General features: G+C 69.0%; 16 protein-coding genes. 3 read left to right on the top strand and 13 right to left on the bottom strand.

Going from position 1 to position 18,837, the window contains the following annotated elements:
• Window positions 1–5 precede the first annotated feature (5 nt).
• The 3 genes from IM787_RS16935 to scpA form a co-directional block, all read right to left on the bottom strand.
• Window positions 6–782: a BUD32 family EKC/KEOPS complex subunit gene (locus IM787_RS16935; RefSeq protein WP_193677843.1), complete on the bottom strand. Its 777-nt coding sequence runs from the start codon at window positions 780–782 to the stop codon at window positions 6–8.
• Window positions 779–1,786, bottom strand: a complete 1,008-nt coding sequence (meaB, locus tag IM787_RS16930; RefSeq protein WP_193677842.1) for a methylmalonyl Co-A mutase-associated GTPase MeaB — start codon at window positions 1,784–1,786, stop codon at window positions 779–781. Before meaB ends, IM787_RS16935 begins: the two co-directional genes overlap by 4 nt.
• A 76-nt stretch (window positions 1,787–1,862) precedes the next feature.
• Window positions 1,863–4,022: a methylmalonyl-CoA mutase gene (scpA, locus tag IM787_RS16925; protein WP_193677841.1), complete on the bottom strand. Its 2,160-nt coding sequence runs from the start codon at window positions 4,020–4,022 to the stop codon at window positions 1,863–1,865.
• 102 nt (window positions 4,023–4,124) lie between these two features.
• Here scpA and IM787_RS16920 point away from each other — a divergent pair, with 102 nt between their 5' ends.
• Window positions 4,125–4,760: a GntR family transcriptional regulator gene (locus tag IM787_RS16920; RefSeq protein ID WP_193677840.1), complete on the top strand. Its 636-nt coding sequence runs from the start codon at window positions 4,125–4,127 to the stop codon at window positions 4,758–4,760.
• Between the two features lie 9 nt (window positions 4,761–4,769).
• Here IM787_RS16920 and IM787_RS16915 read toward each other — a convergent pair whose 3' ends face one another.
• The 7 genes from IM787_RS16915 to dusA all read right to left on the bottom strand — a co-directional run bounded on the left by IM787_RS16915 (window position 4,770) and on the right by dusA (window position 13,936).
• Window positions 4,770–6,857, bottom strand: coding sequence for a response regulator (locus IM787_RS16915; RefSeq protein WP_193677839.1), 2,088 nt, complete (start codon window positions 6,855–6,857; stop codon window positions 4,770–4,772).
• 92 nt (window positions 6,858–6,949) lie between these two features.
• Window positions 6,950–8,131, bottom strand: a complete 1,182-nt coding sequence (locus IM787_RS16910; protein WP_193677838.1) for an acyl-CoA dehydrogenase — start codon at window positions 8,129–8,131, stop codon at window positions 6,950–6,952.
• Between the two features lie 31 nt (window positions 8,132–8,162).
• The gene (locus IM787_RS16905) at window positions 8,163–8,570 is read right to left on the bottom strand and encodes a RidA family protein (RefSeq protein WP_193677837.1); all 408 of its coding nucleotides are present in this window, start codon (window positions 8,568–8,570) and stop codon (window positions 8,163–8,165) included.
• The gene (locus IM787_RS16900; protein WP_193677836.1) at window positions 8,567–9,727 is read right to left on the bottom strand and encodes an acyl-CoA dehydrogenase family protein; all 1,161 of its coding nucleotides are present in this window, start codon (window positions 9,725–9,727) and stop codon (window positions 8,567–8,569) included. The genes IM787_RS16905 and IM787_RS16900 overlap by 4 nt, the downstream gene beginning before the upstream one ends.
• A gap of 1 nt (window position 9,728) precedes the next feature.
• Window positions 9,729–10,589 (bottom strand): enoyl-CoA hydratase family protein, encoded by an 861-nt coding sequence (locus tag IM787_RS16895; RefSeq protein ID WP_193677835.1) that lies wholly within the window; start codon window positions 10,587–10,589, stop codon window positions 9,729–9,731.
• Complete coding sequence (locus IM787_RS16890; protein WP_193677834.1) at window positions 10,573–12,903, bottom strand: bifunctional salicylyl-CoA 5-hydroxylase/oxidoreductase; 2,331 nt, start codon at window positions 12,901–12,903, stop codon at window positions 10,573–10,575. Before IM787_RS16890 ends, IM787_RS16895 begins: the two co-directional genes overlap by 17 nt.
• 28 nt (window positions 12,904–12,931) lie before the next feature.
• A complete protein-coding gene (gene dusA / locus IM787_RS16885; protein ID WP_193677833.1) occupies window positions 12,932–13,936 on the bottom strand; it encodes a tRNA dihydrouridine(20/20a) synthase DusA in 1,005 nt (334 codons plus the stop codon).
• Window positions 13,937–14,008: 72 nt separating this feature from the next.
• On the opposite strand from dusA, the gene IM787_RS16880 reads away from it, so the two are divergent.
• Window positions 14,009–14,593, top strand: a complete 585-nt coding sequence (locus IM787_RS16880) for an NAD(P)H-dependent oxidoreductase (protein WP_193677832.1) — start codon at window positions 14,009–14,011, stop codon at window positions 14,591–14,593.
• 134 nt (window positions 14,594–14,727) lie between these two features.
• Window positions 14,728–15,105, top strand: coding sequence for an RNA-binding protein (locus IM787_RS16875; protein ID WP_193677831.1), 378 nt, complete (start codon window positions 14,728–14,730; stop codon window positions 15,103–15,105).
• A gap of 63 nt (window positions 15,106–15,168) precedes the next feature.
• On the opposite strand, the gene phbB is transcribed toward IM787_RS16875, so the two are convergent.
• Genes phbB through IM787_RS16860 form a run of 3 tightly spaced genes read right to left on the bottom strand, consistent with a single transcriptional unit; the run spans window position 15,169 to window position 18,830 of the window.
• Window positions 15,169–15,909, bottom strand: a complete 741-nt coding sequence (gene phbB / locus IM787_RS16870) for an acetoacetyl-CoA reductase (protein ID WP_193677830.1) — start codon at window positions 15,907–15,909, stop codon at window positions 15,169–15,171.
• 44 nt (window positions 15,910–15,953) lie between these two features.
• Complete coding sequence (locus IM787_RS16865) at window positions 15,954–17,135, bottom strand: acetyl-CoA C-acetyltransferase (protein WP_193677829.1); 1,182 nt, start codon at window positions 17,133–17,135, stop codon at window positions 15,954–15,956.
• 15 nt (window positions 17,136–17,150) lie between these two features.
• On the bottom strand, window positions 17,151–18,830 hold the full coding sequence (locus tag IM787_RS16860; protein ID WP_193677828.1) for a PHA/PHB synthase family protein: 1,680 nt from the start codon (window positions 18,828–18,830) through the stop codon (window positions 17,151–17,153).
• Between the last annotated feature and the right edge of the window lie 7 nt (window positions 18,831–18,837).

The raw sequence follows: 18,837 nt of genomic DNA, 5'->3' as shown, positions 1-18,837 counted from the left end.
GAATCTCAAAGGCCCTGCCAGCGCCGCGCCCAGGCGTGCAGCAGCGCCGCGGCCGCCTGCGCGCTGACGATGTCGCGGCCCCAGGGCTTGCGCTTGCGCGGCAGGTGCCGCATCCATGCCATGCGTTCCACCGACTCCAGCATCGCCGCCGCATCCGCCCCGGCGGGGGCGAGCCTGGCCCACAGCGGCAGCAGTTCGTCGACGGAGCCGGGCAGCAGCCACACCGTCGATTGCAGGTAGAGGAGCCAGTCCCGCACCTGCGCGGCGGCCAGCGGCAGCACCTCGCGCGGGTCGTCCTCGAAATCGATGGCCGCGATGCCCTCGGGCGTGACGATCAGGTTGCGGGCGCTGGCCTGGCTCAGGTACTGGCCGCGGGCATGCACGTCGCGCAGGAACCGCAGCCCCTGCTCCCACAGCGCACGCGCGTCGGCAGGTTGGGCGGCCAGCCGCTCCCCGAGGCTCTGGCCCGGCAGGCGTTCCATGACGAAGAAGCCCGCGTCGGCATGCAGCACCCGCGGCACCTGCACGCCGGCAGCCGCGAGTTCCTGCAGCCGCCGCAGTTCGATGGCCTGGCCCTGCGCGCCGCCCGGCGCCGGGATCGGCCGCATTTCGGGAGAGCGCGCCAGGCGGGCCACCAGGTTCAGCAACCAGGCCGCGACCACGGTGCGCGGCCGGCGCTGCCCCTTCACGACCACGGGGCCTTCCGAGGTTTCCATCGCCTCCGTGCGGAAGCGCTTCCAGCCGCCGGAGGCGCGGATCCGCTCCACGTCCTGCGGGTTCATGGCCGCGGCTCCAGCATGGCCGCCAGCAACTGGCGGGCGGCGGTCGAGGCAGCGATGCCGCCCTTCTCCACTTCGCGCGTGAGCTGCGGCAGCAGGGCCTGCACCTGCGGGTGCTGCCGGAACGCCTGCTTCAGCCCGCTTTCGATGCGCTCCCACATCCATGCCAGGGACTGCTGGCGCCGGCGCGCTGCGATCCGGCCGCCGGCTTCCTGGAGATGACGAAAGCGGCTGACCGCGGCCCAGAAGCGGTCCAGCCCTTCGGCCTTCAGCGCGCTCAGCTGGAGCACCTGTGCATGCCACAGCGTCTCGTCGTGGTGCGCATGCTCGGCGCGACCGTGCTGGCCCAGGATGCGCATGGCACTGGTGATCTGCGCCTGCGCCCGCATGGCCGCATCCGGGTCGATGTCCGCCTTGTTGATGACGACCAGGTCGGCCAGCTCCATCACGCCCTTCTTGATCGCCTGCAGGTCGTCGCCGGCGTTGGGCAGCTGCAGCAGCACGAACATGTCCGTCATGCCGGCGACCGCGGTCTCGCTCTGGCCGACGCCCACCGTCTCCACGATCACGATGTCGTAGCCCGCCGCCTCGCACACCAGCATCGCCTCGCGCGTCTTCGCTGCGACGCCCCCCAGCGTGCCGCTCGCCGGGCTGGGCCGGATATAGGCCTGCGGGTGGACCGACAGGTGCTCCATCCGCGTCTTGTCGCCGAGGATCGACCCGCCGGATACCGACGACGAGGGATCGATCGCCAGCACCGCCACGCGGTGCCCCTGCGCGATCAGGAAGAGGCCCAGCGCCTCGATGAAGGTGCTCTTGCCCACGCCGGGCACGCCCGAGATGCCCAGGCGGAACGACCGGCCGGCGTGCGGCAGCAGTTCGGTGAGCAGGGCGTCGGCCTGCGCGCGGTGGTCCGCGCGCGTCGATTCCAGCAGCGTGATGCCCTTGGCGATGGCGCGGCGTTGGGCGGTTTCATCGCCCGCAACGATGGCCTGGGAGAGATTCACCGCCGCCTGCCCTCACCCCTGCCCTCTCCCAGAGGGAGAGGGAGAAAAACCGGGGTCAGATTCCAATTTCTCGGCATCACGCACGCGCGACGGCTTGCCGGATCTGTTCCAGCACGTCCTTGGCGCTGGCCGGGATCGGCGTGCCCGGGCCGTAGATGCCCTTGACGCCCGAGTTGTAGAGGAACTCGTAGTCCTGCTGCGGGATGACGCCGCCGACGAACACGATGATGTCGTTGGCACCCTGCTTCTCCAGCTCCGCGATGATCGCCGGCACCAGCGTCTTGTGGCCGGCGGCGAGCGTGCTGATGCCGACCGCGTGCACGTCGTTCTCGATGGCCTGGCGCGCGCATTCCTCGGGCGTCTGGAACAGCGGGCCCATGTCGACGTCGAAACCGAGGTCGGCGTAGGCCGTGGCCACGACCTTGGCGCCGCGGTCGTGGCCGTCCTGCCCCAGCTTGGCGATCATCACGCGCGGCCGGCGGCCCTGCTCCTCGGCGAAGGCCGCGATCTCCGTCTTCAACTTGTCCCAGCCCTCGGCCGAGTCGTAGGCAGCTGCATACACACCGGTCACCTTCTGCGTATCGGCGCGGTGGCGCCCGAACACCTTCTCCAGCGCATCGCTCACCTCGCCCACGGTCGCCCGCAGCCGCATGGCACGGATGCCCAGGTCCAGCAGGTTGCCCTGGCCGCTGCGGGCCGCGGCCGTCAGCGCTTCCAGCGCCGACTGCACCGCCTGGCCGTCGCGCGCGGCACGGATCTTCTGCAGGCGCGTGACCTGCTGTTCGCGCACGCGCAGGTTGTCCACCTCGAGGATCTCGAGCGGATCCTCCTTGCCCAGCTTGTACTTGTTGACGCCGACGATCACGTCGCGCCCCGCGTCGATGCGCGCCTGCTTCTCGGCGGCGGCGGCCTCGATCTTCAGCTTGGCCCAGCCCGAGTCCACGGCACGCGTCATGCCGCCCATGGCCTCGACTTCCTCGATGATCGCCCAGGCGGCGTCGGCCATGTCCTGGGTGAGCTTCTCCATCATGTAGCTGCCGGCCCAGGGGTCGATCACGTTCGTGATGTGGGTCTCTTCCTGGATGATCAGCTGCGTGTTGCGGGCGATGCGCGAGGAGAACTCCGTCGGCAGCGCGATGGCCTCGTCGAAACTGTTGGTGTGCAGCGACTGCGTGCCGCCGAACACCGCCGCCATCGCCTCGATCGTGGTGCGCACGATGTTGTTGTAGGGGTCCTGCTCGGTGAGCGACCAGCCTGAGGTCTGGCAGTGCGTGCGCAGCATCAGGCTCTTGGGGTTCTTGGCGCCGAAGCCCTGCATGATGCGCCACCAGAGCAGCCGCGCGGCGCGCATCTTGGCGATCTCGAGGTAGAAGTTCATCCCGATCGCCCAGAAGAAGGACAGCCGGCCGGCGAAGTCGTCGACGTCCAGGCCCTTTGCCATGGCCGTCTTCACGTATTCCTTGCCGTCGGCCAGCGTGAAGGCCAGCTCCAGCGCCTGGTTCGCGCCCGCCTCCTGCATGTGGTAGCCGGAGATCGAGATCGAGTTGAACTTCGGCATGTGGCGCGCCGTGTACTCGATGATGTCGCCCACGATCCGCATCGAGGGCTCGGGCGGATAGATGTACGTGTTGCGGACCATGAACTCCTTGAGGATGTCGTTCTGGATGGTCCCGGACAGCTGGTCCTGCGACACGCCCTGCTCCTCGGCCGCCACGACGTAGCCGGCCAGCACCGGCAGCACGGCGCCGTTCATGGTCATCGACACCGACACCTTGTCGAGCGGGATGCCGTCGAACAGGATTTTCATGTCCTCGACGGAGTCGATCGCCACGCCCGCCTTGCCGACGTCGCCGACCACGCGCGGATGGTCGCTGTCGTAGCCGCGGTGGGTGGCCAGGTCGAAGGCGACGCTCACGCCCTGGCCGCCGCCCGCGAGGCCCTTGCGGTAGAAAGCGTTGGACTCCTCCGCGGTGGAGAAGCCGGCGTACTGGCGGATCGTCCAGGGACGCGCCGCGTACATGGTGGCTTGCGGCCCGCGCAGGTAGGGCGCGAAGCCGGGGAGCGTGTCGGCGTGCGGCAAGCCCTGGAGATCGGCGCCGGTGTAAAGCGGCTTGACGGTGATGCCGTCCGGCGTCACCCAGTTCAGCGCCTCGACGTTGCCGCCCGGGGCGGACTTCGCGGCGGCTTTCTTCCAGTCCTCGAGCGAGGCGGTGGGGTATACGGGCTGGGCGGGCATGGCGTTTCCTCGGGGCAGCCGGCGGGTCCACCCGCGGGCGGCGCCATCTTACCTGATTCATAATTATTGATAAAGAATGCGGATGGCCCTAGAATCCGCCGCATGTCCGCCCCGTCCCTCGCGCCCCGCGCCCTCTACGAAGAGGTGGCGGAGCTGCTGCGCCAGCGCATCTTCCGGCGCGAACTGGAACCGGGCAGCTGGATCGACGAGGTCAAGCTGGCGCAGGAATACGGCATCAGCCGCACGCCCTTGCGCGAGGCCCTGAAGGTGCTGGCCGCCGAAGGCCTGGTGACGATGAAGGTGCGCCGCGGCGCCTACGTCACGGAAGTTTCCGAGCAGGACCTCGCAGAGGTCTATCACCTGCTCGCGCTGCTGGAGAGCGATGCGGCCGCCGCCGTCGCCGGCCACGCCACCGAGGCGCAGCTGAAGGAATTGCAGAAGCTGCACCGCGAACTGGAGGCAGCCGTCAAGGACCGCGAGCGCTTCTTCGCCGTCAACGAGCGCTTCCACATGCGGCTGCTGGAGATCGCCGGCAACCGCTGGCGCAACCAGATGGTCGCCGACCTGCGCAAGGTCATGAAGCTGAACCGCCACCACTCGCTGCTGAAGTCCGGGCGCATCCAGGAGTCGCTGGCCGAACACGCCGGCGTCATGGAGTCGCTGGCGCGGCGCGACCCGGAAGCGGCGCGGCTGCGCATGCTCGACCACTTCCGCAACGGGCTGGAAGCGGCGGCGTAGCCGCAGGCCTTAGGCCGCGACCTCCCTCACGACCGTCTCCGACTCGGCCAGCATCCGCGCCAACCCTTCGCAGCGCGCCCGCAGCGCGTCGAACGCCTCGGAGGCCGCCGCCTGCTCCAGGGCCCGGCTGGCCCCGCTGGCCTCCCAGAAGTTGTACATCGCCAGGCTGCCGGCCAGCTTGTGCGCGAGCACGCGCAGGCGCTCGCGGTCCTGGCCCTCCACCGCCGCGGCCAGCTGGTGCGTGAGTTCCAGCCGCGAAGCCAGGAACTGCGGCAGCAGCGGCACCATCCACGGCTCGATGCGGACGCGCCTGTCGTCGGGTTGCAGCGGCGCGTGGTCCGACGACGGTGCGTCCGCCGGGTCGTGGCCCAGGAGGACGGCGAACACCTCCTCGCGCGAAGCGGGCTTGGCGAGGTAGAGGTCGAATCCCGCTTCCAGGCAGCGCCGCCGCGTCGTCTCGTCGTCGTTCGCGGAAAAGGCGGCCACGATGCTGGGGCGCTCGCCGCGTTCGCGCTGCAGTTCGCGCAGCTGCCGCACGGCCTCGATGCCCCCCATCACGGGCATCTCGACGTCCATGAAGATCACGTCCGGCCGCACCTCGCGCACCTGCTCGAGCGCCGCGCGCCCGTTGACCGCCGTGCGCACGTTCAGGGGCGGGCTCGGCAAGAGGTTCTTCAGCACCACGATGTTGTACTCGTCGTCGTCCACCACCAGCACGGACAGGGGCGGCAGGGTGCGCACCTGCGCACCCGCCTGCGGCGGCAGGGTGCCGGCGACGGAGCGCACCGGGGCCGGCCCCCGCCAGCGCGGCAGGCCCAGCGTGAGCGTCGTCCCGTCGGGGCCGGACTTCATGCTCAGGTCCCCGCGCTGCACCCGCGCCATGAGGCGCGCCGAATAGGCGCCCAGGCCGGTGCCGCCCGGCTTGCCGAAGGTGTTGTACTTGGCGAAGAAGGACTCGCGGATCTCCGCGGGCACCTCCCCGCGGTTGTGGATCTCCAGCACCACGGCGTCCTCGCCATGCTCGCGGTAGCGGCGCAGGGTCACGCGCACCTCCGCGCCTTCCGGCGAGGCCTCCAGCGCGTTCTTCAGCACGTTGGCCAGCGTGGAATAGCAAAGCAGTTCCTCGCCTTGCGCGTACAGCGGCTCCGCGGGCAGGTCGAGCACCAGGCGCAGGTTCTTGGAGCGCGTGTGGGCCTGCAGCTCGCGGCTGACGGTCTGCACCAGTCCGGCCAGGTCGACCGCCTGCGCCCGCAGCCGGTAAGTGCCCTCCTCCATGCGGTACAGGTCCAGCGACAGGTTGACCATGCTCAGGACGCGCAACGCAGCGCGCTCGACCATCCCCAGCAGCTCGGCCTCCTGCGCGTCGGGACTGTGCCTCTCGCGCAGCAGGCGCGGCACGGAGGCGATGCTGGCCAGCGGGGTCTTCAGGTCGTGCCGGGCGATGCGCTCGACCTCCTCGCGCAGGCGGAACGCCTCGCGCAGCGCGTTGTTCTGCGCCTCCAGCTGGCGCACCAGCGCATCGAGCTTGTCCCGTTGCTCCGCCTCCTTGGCCTGCTGCGCGTCGGCGATGTACGAGAAGATGTTGCTGAAGATCAGCAGCAGGATGAGCGTCACTCCCACCCGCATCGTGAGCTGCGGCGTCAGGTGCATCCAGGCCATGGGGATGGCCATCGCCACCAGCGTCACGTTGAACAGGTTGGCCCGCCGGCGCGGCAGCATGAAGTGGAACAGCAGGATGCCGGGATACACCCACAGGATGCCGATCAGCCCGTTGTTGTACATGGCCGTGGCCAGCCCGATCACGGAGACCACGAAGATCAGCGTGGCGGGCACCGGCGCCCGGCGGCCGCGCAGGATGGCCAGCGCGTTCGCCAGCAGGCACACCACGAAGCCGCTGGTGGCAAGCCCCAGGACCAGCCGGTCCTGGAAGAAGTTGTTGATCGCGAACGGGCCGAGCAGCAGCGTGCCGGCAAGCGAAAGCCCCAGGAAGATCTTCTGCCGGTGCGCGTCGACGAAGCCCTCGGCGAGTTCCCCGGGCGCACGGGGCGAAGCCCCGGCGGGAGGCCGCAGGGCCAACAGGTCGTCGATCATCGCCATGCGCGGGCCTCTCCTCTTCCGTGCGGATTATGGAGGGCCGGCGCGCCGGCGCCAATGCTGCGCGTCCCCGGCGGCGGGGACGGCGGGCGAGGCTAGAAGGCAGCGATGCCCGTCTGCGCCCGGCCGAGGATCAGCGCATGGATGTCGTGCGTCCCCTCGTAGGTGTTCACCACTTCCAGGTTCACCAGGTGGCGGGCCACGCCGAACTCGTCGCTGATGCCGTTGCCGCCCATCATGTCGCGGGCGACGCGGGCGATGTCCAGTGCCTTGCCGCAGGAGTTGCGTTTCATGATGGAGGTGATCTCCACCGAGGCCGTGCCCTCGTCCTTCATGCGGCCCAGGCGCAGGCAGCCCTGCAGGCCCAGCGTGATCTCGGTCTGCATGTCGGCCAGCTTCTTCTGCACCAGCTGGTTGGCCGCGAGCGGCTTGCCGAACTGCTTGCGGTCCAGCACGTACTGGCGCGCGCGGAACCAGCAGTCCTCGGCCGCGCCCAGCGCGCCCCAGGCGATGCCGTAGCGGGCGGAATTCAGGCAGGTGAACGGGCCCTTCAGGCCGCGCACCTCGGGGAAGGCGTTCTCCTCGGGGCAGAACACGTCCTCCATCACGATCTCGCCGGTGATGGAGGCGCGCAGGCCGACCTTGCCGGAGATCTTGGGCGCGGAGAGGCCTTTCCAGCCCTTCTCCAGCACGAAGCCGCGGATGGCGCCCTCGTCGTCCTTGGCCCAGACCACGAACACGTCGGCGACGGGCGAGTTGGTGATCCACATCTTGCTGCCGGTGAGCTTGTAGCCGCCGTCCACCTTGCGGGCGCGGGTGATCATGCTGGCCGGGTCGGAACCGTGGTTCGGTTCGGTCAGGCCGAAGCAGCCGATCCACTCGCCGCTGGCGAGCCTGGGCAGGTACTTCTGCTTGGTCGCCTCGTTGCCGAACTCGTTGATCGGCACCATCACCAGCGAGGACTGCACCGACATCATCGAGCGGTAGCCCGAGTCGACGCGCTCCACCTCGCGCGCCACCAGCCCGTAGCAGACGTAGTTGAGCCCTGCGCCGCCGTACTGCTCGGGGATGGTCGCGCCGAGCAGGCCCAGCGACCCCATCTCGCGGAAGATCGCCACGTCGGTCGTCTCGTGGCGGAAGGCCTCGGTGACGCGCGGCAGGAGCTTTTCCTGGCAGTAGGCATGCGCCGCATCGCGCACGGCGCGTTCGTCGTCGGTGATCTGGCTGTCCAGCAGCAGCGGGTCGGCCCACTGGAAGGCGGCTTTGGCTTTGGCCATGAGGAAACTCCGGGTCTCGATTGCAGGTGGGCTACGGCAGCATCGCCGTCACTTCGATCTCGACCTTGGCACGGTCCTCGATCAGCGCCTTCACCTCCACCGCCGTCATGGCGATGTCGTAGTGGCCGATGATCTCGCGGAAGGCCTGGCCCACCGCGCGGGCGGCCGCCAGGTATTCGCGCTTGTCGGTGACGTACCAGGTCATCCTGACGATATTCTCGCCGCTCCCGCCCGCGGCCTTCAGCACGTCGGCGACATTCTGGAGCGCCTGCCGCGCCTGGCCGCCGAAATCGTCGGTGTGGAAGACGCAATCGCCGTCCCAGCCGATCATGCCGGCGATGAAGAGCATCCGGCCCTGGGCCACGACGCCGTTGGCGTAGCCCTTGGGGCGCGGCCAGCCCTGCGGCAGGACGGCCTGGGGGCGGGTGGAATCGGTCATCCCTTCATCTCCTTGAGCAGTTCGCGCGCGATGATCAGTTGCTGGACTTCGGTAGCGCCTTCGTAGATGCGCAGCGAGCGGATCTCGCGGTAGAGCTGTTCCACCGGCTGCCCGCTGGTGACGCCGAGCCCGCCGAACATCTGCACGGCGGCGTCGATCACCTGCTGCGCGCCTTCGGTGGCGACCATCTTGGCCATCGCGGCTTCCTTGGTGACGCCCTGCCCCTGGTCGCGCTGCCAGGCGGCGCGGTACACCAGCAGCGCGGCGCTGTCGATGGTGGTGGCCATCTGCGCCAGCTTGGCCTGGGTCAGCTGGAAGTCGGACAGCGTCTGGTTGAACATCTTGCGGGTGGTGGCGCGCTGCAGTGCCTCGTCCATCGCGCGGCGGGCGAAGCCCAGCGCCGCGGCCGCCACCGAGGTGCGGAAGACGTCGAGCGTGCGCATGGCCACCTTGAAGCCTTCACCGGGCCCGCCGACGCGCTGCGACAGCGGAATGCGGCAGTTGCGAAAGCGCAGCCGCGCCAGCGGGTGCGGCGCGATCACCTCGATACGCTCGGCGATCTCGAAGCCGGGCGTGCCGGCATCGACGATGAACGCCGAGATGCCGCGCGGCCCCGGCGCCTCGCCGGTTCGGCAGAACACCACGTAGAAATCGGCGATCCCGCCGTTGGAGATCCAGGTCTTCTCGCCCTCCAGCACCGCATGGTCACCGTCGAAGTGGGCGGCGCATTGGAGGTTGGCGACGTCGGAGCCGGCATCCGGTTCGCTCAGCGCGAAGGCAGCGATCGCCTCGCCCCGCGCCACGCGCGGCAGGTAGCGTTCCTTCTGCGCCGGCGTGCCCTGCAGGCTGATGGCGCCGGAGCCCAGGCCCTGCATCGCAAAAGCGAAGTCCGCCAGGCCGTTGTGGTACGCGAGGGTCTCGCGCGCGAGGCAGATCGCCCGCGTGTCGATCACCTCCTGCTCGCCGTAGGGGCCGCCGACCGCGTGGCGCAGCCAGCCGCCCTCGCCCAGCGAACGGACCAGGCTGCGGCAGGCCGCATCGACGTCCGGGCCGTGGACGTGCGCGACGTGCTGCCGCGCCCAGGTGTCGAGTTCCGATGCGAAGATGCCGTGCCTTTCCTCCAGGAAAGGCCAGTCGAGGTGGGCGAGTTCGCGCATGTCAGTTGCCCTCGAACTTCGGCTTCTGCTTCGCCACGAAGGCCTCGTAGGCCCGGGTGAAGTCCTGCGTCAGCATGCACAGGGCCTGGGCCTGCGCTTCGGCCTCGATCGCCTGCTCGAGGGTCATGGCCCACTCCTGGTGCAGCATGGTCTTGGTGATGCCGTTGGCGAAGGTCGGCCCCTGCACGAGGCTGGTGGCCAGGGCCTGCGCCTCCTGCAGCAGCGCCTCGGGCGCCGCGAGCCGGTTGAAGAAGCCCCAGCGCTCGCCTTCCTCCCCGGACATGGAGCGGCCGGTGTACAGCAACTCGCTGGCGCGGCCCTGCCCGATGATCCGCGGCAGCATCGCGCAGGCGCCCATGTCGCAGCCGGCCAGGCCGACGCGGTTGAACAGGAAGGCGGTCTTGCTGCGCGGGGTGCCGACGCGCAGGTCGGACGCCATGGCGACGATCGCACCCGCGCCCGCGCAGACACCGTCGACCGCCGCCACGATCGGTTGCGGGCAGGCGCGCATGGCCTTCACCAGGTCGCCCGTCATGCGCGTGAACATCAGCAGCTCGGGCGCCTTCAGGCGCACCAGCGGGCCGATGATCTCGTGCACGTCGCCGCCGGAACAGAAGTTGTCGCCGGCGCCGGTGACGACCACCGCGTGGACGTCCGTGGCGTATTTCAGGTCGCCGAACAGGTCGCGCAGCTCCGCATACGACGCGAAGGTCAGCGGGTTCTTGCGCTCCGGCCGGTTCAGCGTGATCGTGGCCACGCCGCCCTCGACCCGCCAGACGAAATGCTCGGCCCGGTAGCCGGCGAGCGCCTTGCGGTTGCCGGCGGCGAGCGCCGGGTCCACGCGTTCAGTTGAAGCGTTCAATGGGGCCTCCTGGTGCCTGGGCGCGCTCGCGCTCCAGGTTGCGTTCGAGCTGGGTCTTGCCGGAAAGGTACTGCTTCGGCCAGGGCACGTCGTGGTAGCCGATCTTCGCCGCTTCCAGCAGCGACCAGGCGGGGTTCGCCAGGTGCGGGCGGGCCACGGCGCACAGGTCGGCGCGGCCGGCGGCGATGATGCTGTTGACGTGGTCGGCCTCGGAGATGGCGCCGACCGCCATCGTCGCGATGCCCACTTCGTTGCGGACGCGGTCCGCGAAGGGGGTCTGGTACATGCGGCCGTAGACCGGCTTCTGCTTCTTGCTCACCTGGCCCGAGGAGCAGTCGACCAGGTCGCAGCCCGCCGCCTTCAGCAGGCCGGCGATGGCCACCGCGTCGTCGGGCGTGATGCCGCCTTCGACCCAGTCGTGCGCGGAGATGCGCACCGACAGCGGCAGGTGCGAAGGCCAGGCCGCGCGCATGGCCTGGAACACCTCGAGCGGGAAGCGCATGCGGTTCTCCAGGGAACCGCCGTAGGCGTCGGTGCGCTGGTTGGTCAGCGGCGAGATGAAGCTGGACAGGAGGTACCCGTGCGCGCAATGCAGTTCCAGCCAGTCGAAGCCGGCCTCGGCGGCGTAGCGCGTGCTGCGCACGAAGTCGTCGCGCACGCGGTCCATGTCTTCGCGTGACATGGCACGCGACCAGTCGCTGACGCCGTCGATGTACTGCTGGGGGGAAGCCGAGAGCAGCGGCCAGTTGCCGGCGGCCAGCGGCAGGTCCTCGCCTTCCCAGGGCACGCGCGTCGAGCCCTTGGGCCCCGCGTGGCCCAGCTGCATCGCGATCTTCGCGTCGGTGCTCGCGTGCACGAAGTCGACGATGCGCTTCCAGCCGTCGCGCTGCTGCGTGTTCCAGAGCCCCGGGCAGCCGGGCGTGATGCGGGCATCCGGGCTCGGGCACGTCATCTCGGCCACCACCATGCCGGCGCCGCCCATGGCGCGGGCGCCGAGATGCACCAGGTGGAAGTCCGCCGGCAACCCGTCGATGCAGGAGTACTGCGCCATCGGCGAGACCACCACGCGGTTCTTCAGCGTGACGGCGCGCAGCGTGAACGGCGTGAACATCGGCGGGATCGGCTGCTGCTGCGGGCTGCGGTGGGCCCCGGCGCGGGCGGCGATCCAGTCTTCGTACTGCTCCACGTAGCGCTTGTCGCGCAGGCGCAGGTTCTCGTGGCTGATGCGCTGGCTGCGCGTGAGCAGCGAATAGGCGAACTGCTCGGGCGGCAGGTTGACGTAGCGCGAGACGTTCTCGAACCACTCGGTGGAGTTGCGGGCGGCATTCTGGATCTTCAGCACCTCGACGCTGCGCACCGCCTCGTACTCCCGCAGCGCCTGCGGCAGGTCGCGCGGCGCCCGCCCGATGCAGCGGGCCAGCTCGATCGAATCCTCCAGCGCCAGCTTGGTGCCGGAGCCGACCGAGAAGTGCGCGGTGTGCGCCGCATCGCCCATCAGCACCACCGGCGCCCGCCCGTTGTGGTGCACCCAGGTCTTGCAGATGATGCGCGGGAACTTGATCCACTGCGCCGAGCCGCGCAGGTGCGCGGCGTTCGACATCAGCGGGTGGCCATCGAGGTACTTCGCGAACAGCTTCTCGCAGAAGGCGATCGACTCCTCCTTCTCCATCCGGTCCATGCCGGCCTTGAGCCACACGTCCTCGGGCGTCTCCACGATGAACGTGGAGGTGTCGCCGTCGAACTGGTAGGCGTGGGCCTGGAACCAGCCGTGCGGCGTCTCCTCGAAGGCGAAGGTGAAGGCATCGAACTTCTTGTGCGTGCCCAGCCAGACGAAGCGGCACTGCCGCGTGTCGATGTCCGGCTGGTAGGTGGCGGCGTACTTGGCGCGGATGCGGCTGTTGAGGCCGTCGCTGGCGATGATGAGGTCGGCATCGGCGTACGCCTCGTCGTCGCGCACGTCGGTGTCGAACTCGAGTTCCACGCCGAGCTGTTCGCAGCGGCGCTGCAGGATGTTGAGCAGGCGCTTGCGACCGATGCCGCAGAAACCGTGGCCGCCCGAGACCACCTTGTGGCCGCGGATGTTGACCTCGATGTCGTCCCAGTGGTTGAAGGCGCCGAGGATCTCGCCGGCCGTCTCGGGGTCGGCCGCTTGCAGGTTGCCGAGGGTCTGGTCGGAGAAGACCACGCCCCAGCCGAAGGTGTCGTAGGGCTTGTTGCGCTCCACCACGCGGATGCGGTGCGACGGGTCCTGCTTCTTCATGAGCAACGCGAAATACAGTCCCGCGGGTCCGCCGCCGATGCAGACGATGTTCATGGTTGCTCCAAGCCTAGATATTTTAAGTTTAAAGCAATTCGGCCCCAGCGGCCAGCACCGGCCTTTCGTGCGCCAGGCGCATCACTTCGCGCGCCGGCTCGCCTTTCAGGCGGTGGTCGCTCCAGACCTGGCGCCAGCGCCGCGCCCCCGGCAGCCCGTTGTAGAGGCCCATCATGTGCCGCGCGATGGAATGCCAGGGCGTGCCGCGGGCGGCGTGCTCGCGCTCCATGTAGGCCACCATCCGCTCCTCCACGTCCTCGCGCACCAGCGCGGAAGGCGCGTCGCCGTAGAAACGCTCGTCCCAGCGCGCCAGCCACCACGGGTGGTGGTAGGCCTCGCGGCCGATCATCACGCCATCGACCGCCTGCAGTTGCGCGTCGAAGACGTCGTCGGTGGTGATGCCGCCGTTCACCGCGATCACCAGGTGCGGGAACTCGCGCTTGAGCTGGTGCACCAGTTCGTAGCGCAAGGGCGGGACTTCGCGGTTCTCCTTGGGCGACAGCCCCTTGAGCCACGCATTGCGCGCGTGCACGATGAACACGCCGCAGCCCGCTTCGGCGACGGTGCCGACGAAATCGCGCACGAAGGCATAGCTCTCCACCTTGTCGATCCCGATGCGATGCTTGACGGTCACGGGGACGTCCACCACGTCCACCATCGCCTTCACGCCGTCGGCCACCAGCCTGGGCTCCGCCATCAGGCAGGCGCCGAAGGCCCCGCGCTGCACGCGCTCGCTCGGGCAGCCGCAATTGAGGTTGATCTCGTCATAGCCCCATTGCGCCCCCAGCTTCGCGCACTGCGCCAGGTCGGCCGGCTCGCTGCCGCCGAGCTGCAGGGCCACGGGGTGTTCGGTCTCGTCGAAGTCCAGGTGCCGCGGCACGTCGCCATGCAGCAGCGCGCCGGTGGTGACCATCTCGGTGTACAGGCGCGTGCGGCGGCTCAACAGGCGGTGGAAGTACCGGCAGTGCCGGTCCGTCCAGTCCATCATGGGGGCGACGCTGGTGCGCCAGGGCCCCGCTTCCAGTTTGCTCATGCCGCCATTGTCCCAGCGCGGCGCTTGACCCGCGTCAAGCGGCCGGGACGTCCCCGAACCTAGAGTCGGCGCATGACCCGCATCCTCCTGCTCCAGGGCCACCCCGATGGCGACCATCCCCACCTTTGCCATGCCCTGGCCGATGCGTATGGGGAGGGCGCGCGAGCCGCCGGCCACGAGGTGCGGAGCCTCGATGTCGCCAGGCTCGACTTCCCGCTGCTGCGCAGCCAGCAGGCCTGGGAGGAAGGCGAGCTTCCGGAAGGCCTGCGCGAGGCGCAGGAGGCCATCGGCTGGGCGGAACACATCGTGATGATGTTCCCGCTCTGGCTCGGGGACATGCCGGCCCTGCTCAAGGGATTCCTGGAGCAGGTGGCGCGGCCCGGCTTCGCCTTCGGCAAGGGCGAACGCAACGCCTTCACCCGCAAGGGCCTCACGGGGCGGTCGGCCCGCCTGGTCGTGACCATGGGCATGCCCGCCCTCGTCTACCGCTGGTACTTCCGCGCGCACAGCGTGAAATCGCTGGAGCGCAACATTCTGGGCTTCGTCGGCATCGCGCCGGTGCACGAGACCCTCGTCGGCAACGTCGGGCATCTCGACGCCGCCGCGGCCGCGAAATGGCTGGACCGCCTGCGCGCCCTCGGCCGCAAGGCCGCCTGAGCCGCCGGCACGCGTTGTCCGGCCCCTCCTACCTGCCGGCGCCTTCCGCACCGACAGGCGTGGCCCTGCCGTTGCGCTGCAATGCAGGAAACGAGAAAGGACCGCACATGAGGCCGTTTAGCTTCGACTCTTCCATGAAGAACATGACCGGGGCGTTCTACCCGACGGGCTGGCTCGTTCTGATGTTTCCGGGCGAGCAGCAGGCGCGCGACGCCGCGAGGAAGCTGGAGGACAACGGGATCGCCTCCGACGACGTCATGCTCATGACGCCCGCCGACTTCCGCCGCGACATCTTCGACACCCGCGGCGACGACGCGATCCTGCCCTCCGCCGGCACCGAAGGCGACACCATCCGCATGTTCAACGAATGCGTCGAGAAGGGCCACTACGGCCTGTTGGTGCATGCGCCCAAGGCGGACGCCTCGGACCGCGTGATGCAGCTGCTGGAGGGGGCCGAGATCTCCTACGGGCAGAAGTACCGCCACCTCGTCATCGAGGACATCGTCACCTGAGGCTGCCCCCAGCAAAGGAAAAGGCCCGCCGGAGCGGGCCTTTCGTGCTGCAGGCGCCGGGCCTCATCCCATGTGCAGGCCGCCGTTGACGGAGAAGTCCGCACCGGTGGAGTAGCCGCTTTCCGGGCCGGCCAGCCAGGCGATGATCGACGCGATCTCGCTGGGTTCGCCCAGGCGCTTGACCGGGATCGTGCCGACGATCTTGTCCAGCACGTCGCTGCGGATCGCGCGGACCATGTCGGTGCCGATGTAGCCCGGACTCACGGTGTTGACCGTCACGCCCTTGTTGGCCAGTTCCTGCGCGAGCGCCATCGTGAAGCCATGCATGCCGGCCTTGGCCGCCGAGTAGTTGGTCTGGCCGGCCTGGCCCTTCTCGCCGTTGACGGACGAGATGTTGATGATCCGCCCCCAGCCCTTCTCGACCATGTCGCCGACGACCTGCTTGGTCACGTTGAACATCGAATTGAGGTTGGTCTCGATCACCGCGTCCCAGTCCTCGCGGGTCATCTTCAGGAACATGCGGTCGCGCGTGATGCCGGCGTTGTTCACGAGCACGTCGATGCTGCCGTGCTCGGCCTTGGCCTTGCTGAAGGCCGCGACGGTGGAATCCCAGTCGCCGACGTTGCCGACGGAGGCGTAGAAGGTGAAGCCCTGCCCCTTCTGCTCGGCCAGCCACTTGTCGTAGTCGCGCGTCGGACCGCAGCCCGCGATCACGGTGAAGCCTTCCTGGTGCAGCCGCTGGCAGATGGCGGTGCCGATGCCCCCCATGCCGCCCGTCACGTAGGCCACTTTGCCCTTAGCCATGTCCATTCCCCTGGTTGCGTTTGCGGTCGATCGATTCTGCGCGCTCAGGTGCGCTCCACGGCAAGGGAAACCCCCATGCCGCCGCCGATGCACAGCGCCGCGACACCTTTTTTCGCCTCGCGCCGCTGCATCTCGTGCAGCAGCGTGACGAGGATGCGCGCGCCGGATGCACCGATCGGGTGCCCCAGCGCGATCGCGCCGCCGTTGACGTTGACCTTCGCGGGGTCGATGTCCAGCGCCTTGTTCACGGCGCAAGCCTGCGCGGCGAAGGCCTCGTTCAGCTCGAACAGCTGGACGTCGGCGGCCTTCCAGCCCGCGCGCTCCAGCGCCTTCTTCGTCGCGGGCACGGGGCCCATGCCCATCGTCTTCGGATCCAGGCCGCTGGTAGCGAACGCCCGGATGGTGGCCAGCGGCTTCAGGCCGAGTTCCTTCGCCTTCTTCGCGCTCATCACCACCACCGCGGCGGCGCCATCGTTGAGCCCGGAAGCGTTGCCGGCGGTGACGGAACCAGCCTTGTCGAACGCCGGGCGCAGGCCGGCCAGCGCTTCGGCGCTCGTCTTGCGGTTGATGTACTCGTCCGTGTCGAACAGCAGCGGGTCGCCCTTCTTCTGCGGGATGCTGACCGGGACGATCTCGTCGTTGAACCTGCCGGCGTCCTGCGCGGCCGCGGCCTTCTGCTGGCTGGCGAGCGCCAGCGCATCCTGCGCCGCGCGGTCGATGGTGTGTTCCCTGGCCACGTTCTCCGCGGTCACGCCCATGTGGTACTGGTTGTAGACGTCCCAGAGCCCGTCGACGATCATCGTGTCGACCATCTTCCAGTCGCCCATGCGCTGGCCGTCGCGCGAGTTGGGCAGCACGTGCGGCGCGGCGCTCATGTTCTCCTGCCCGCCGGCCACCACGATCTCGGCGTCGCCCCAGGCCACGGCCTGCGCAGCGAGCATCACGGCCTTCAGCCCCGACCCGCACACGGCATTGATCGTCAGCCCCGGCACTTCCTTGGGCAGCCCGGCCTTCAGCAGCGCCTGCCGGGCGGGGTTCTGGCCGGCCCCGGCCGTGAGCACCTGGCCCATGATCACTTCGCCCACCTGCGCCGGGTCGACCTTCGCGCGGGCCAGCGCCTCCTTGATCACGATCGCGCCCAGCTCCGTGGCGGGGACCTTGGCGAGCGAGCCGCCGAACTTGCCGACGGCGGTGCGGACGGCGGAAACGATGACGATGTCTTCCATGGGGTTCTCCAGTGATCAGGCTTTCGCCTTGACGTAGCGGCCGGGCGCGGGCTCGATCGCCTTGTATTTCGTGCCCTTGCCGTAGGCCTTGGGCGCCGCGACCTGCTTGCCGCCGTGCGGCTTGAGCCAGGCCGCCCATTCGGGCCACCAGCTGCCGGGATGCTCCTTCGCGCCCTGCAGCCAGGCCTCGTGCGTCGCGGGCAGCTTGTCGTTGGTCCAGTACGAACGCTTCTTCTTCGCCGGCGGGTTGATCACGCCGGCGATGTGCCCCGACGCGCCCATCACGAACTTCTTCTTGCCCGGCAGGTGCTTGACGGACGCATACGCGCCGGCGATGGGCACGATGTGGTCCTCGCGCGAACCGTAGATGAAGACGGGGATGTCGACCTTGCGCAGGTCCACCTTCTCGCCGCACACGGTGCACTTGCCGGGCTGGACGAGGTTGTTCTCCAGGTAGGTATTGCGCAGGTACCAGGCGTACATGGGGCCCGGCAGGTTGGTCGAATCGCTGTTCCAGTACAGCAGGTCGAAGGGCGGCGGCGTCTCGCCCTTGAGGTAGTTTCCGACGACGTAGTTCCACACCAGGTCGTTGGGGCGCAGGAAGCTGAAGGTGGACGCGAGGTCCTGCCCCTTCAGCATGCCTTTCTGCCCGAGCTGCAGCTCGCGGAACTTCACGGCGTTCTCGTCGATGAACAGGTCCAGCACCCCGGTCTCGCTGAAGTCGAGGAAGGACGTCAGCAGGGTGGCCGAGGCGACCGGCTTCTCGCCGCGCGCCGCCAGCACCGCGAGCGCGGTGCCCAGGATGGTGCCGCCGACGCAGAAGCCCAGCGCGTTGATCGGCTTGCCGCCGCCGATCTCCTGCACCACCGAGATCGCCTTCAGCGCCGCATCGCCGACGTAGTCGTCCCAGGTCTTGTCCTCCATGGCGGCATCCGGGTTGCGCCAGCTCATGACGAAGGTGCGATGGCCCTGCTCCACCAGGTAGCGGATGAGGGAGTTCTCCGGCTGCAGGTCGAGGATGTAGAACTTGTTGATGCAGGGCGGCACCACGAGGAAGGGCCGCTCGTACACCTTGGCGGTCAGCGGCTTGTATTCGATCAGCTGGAACAGGTCGTTCTCGAACACCACGGCGCCCTCGGTGGTCGCGACATTGCGCCCCACTTCGAAGGCGCGTTCGTCGGTCATCGACACGTGCCCCTGCTGCAGGTCGGCCAGCAGGTTCTGCATGCCGCGGGCGATGCTTTCGCCGTGCGTCTCCACCGCCCTCTGCTGCGCTTCCGCGTTCAGGGCCAGGAAGTTGCTGGGGGCCGACGCCGCCATCCACTGTTCGACCGCGAAGCGCAGCCGCGCCTTGGTCTTGGGGTCGGTGTCGGCCGCTTCGGCCAGGCCGAGCAGCGTGCGCGCATTCAGCAGGTAGATCGCGGCGGAGAAGGCGGCAACCGGGTTGTGCGACCAGGCGTCGCCCGCGAAGCGCTTGTCGCCGTTCTTCGGGCCGCCGGAGAGTCCCTGGTTCCACAGCTCGGTGGCCTCGCGCACATAGGCCTGCTGCAGCGCCTGCAGCTTGTCGGGCGCGAACGCCAGGCGGGGGAAGGCACCGGCCGCGGGCTGGAGCGCGGACAACGCCTGCGACCATTGCTTGCCCAGTTCCTGCTGGAACCGGCCGGCCTGGGCGACCCAGTCCACGTCAGAATTCATGCCCATG

It is taken from the genome of Ramlibacter pallidus, from assembly GCF_015070875.1.
In the GTDB taxonomy this organism is placed as follows: domain Bacteria; phylum Pseudomonadota; class Gammaproteobacteria; order Burkholderiales; family Burkholderiaceae_C; genus Ramlibacter; species Ramlibacter pallidus.
This window is presented reverse-complemented; position numbering and strand designations above follow the sequence as displayed.

Coding starts and splice junctions, on each gene's coding strand:
- IM787_RS16935 (WP_193677843.1), bottom strand. CDS start 782: ATGAACCCGCAGGACGTGGAGCGGATCCGCGCCTCCGGCGGCTGGAAG.
- scpA (WP_193677841.1), bottom strand. CDS start 4,022: ATGCCCGCCCAGCCCGTATACCCCACCGCCTCGCTCGAGGACTGGAAG.
- IM787_RS16920 (WP_193677840.1), top strand. CDS start 4,125: ATGTCCGCCCCGTCCCTCGCGCCCCGCGCCCTCTACGAAGAGGTGGCG.
- IM787_RS16915 (WP_193677839.1), bottom strand. CDS start 6,857: ATGGCGATGATCGACGACCTGTTGGCCCTGCGGCCTCCCGCCGGGGCT.
- IM787_RS16910 (WP_193677838.1), bottom strand. CDS start 8,131: ATGGCCAAAGCCAAAGCCGCCTTCCAGTGGGCCGACCCGCTGCTGCTG.
- IM787_RS16905 (WP_193677837.1), bottom strand. CDS start 8,570: ATGACCGATTCCACCCGCCCCCAGGCCGTCCTGCCGCAGGGCTGGCCG.
- IM787_RS16900 (WP_193677836.1), bottom strand. CDS start 9,727: ATGCGCGAACTCGCCCACCTCGACTGGCCTTTCCTGGAGGAAAGGCAC.
- IM787_RS16890 (WP_193677834.1), bottom strand. CDS start 12,903: ATGAACATCGTCTGCATCGGCGGCGGACCCGCGGGACTGTATTTCGCG.
- dusA (WP_193677833.1), bottom strand. CDS start 13,936: ATGAGCAAACTGGAAGCGGGGCCCTGGCGCACCAGCGTCGCCCCCATG.
- IM787_RS16880 (WP_193677832.1), top strand. CDS start 14,009: ATGACCCGCATCCTCCTGCTCCAGGGCCACCCCGATGGCGACCATCCC.
- IM787_RS16875 (WP_193677831.1), top strand. CDS start 14,728: ATGAAGAACATGACCGGGGCGTTCTACCCGACGGGCTGGCTCGTTCTG.
- phbB (WP_193677830.1), bottom strand. CDS start 15,909: ATGGCTAAGGGCAAAGTGGCCTACGTGACGGGCGGCATGGGGGGCATC.
- IM787_RS16865 (WP_193677829.1), bottom strand. CDS start 17,135: ATGGAAGACATCGTCATCGTTTCCGCCGTCCGCACCGCCGTCGGCAAG.
- IM787_RS16860 (WP_193677828.1), bottom strand. CDS start 18,830: ATGAATTCTGACGTGGACTGGGTCGCCCAGGCCGGCCGGTTCCAGCAG.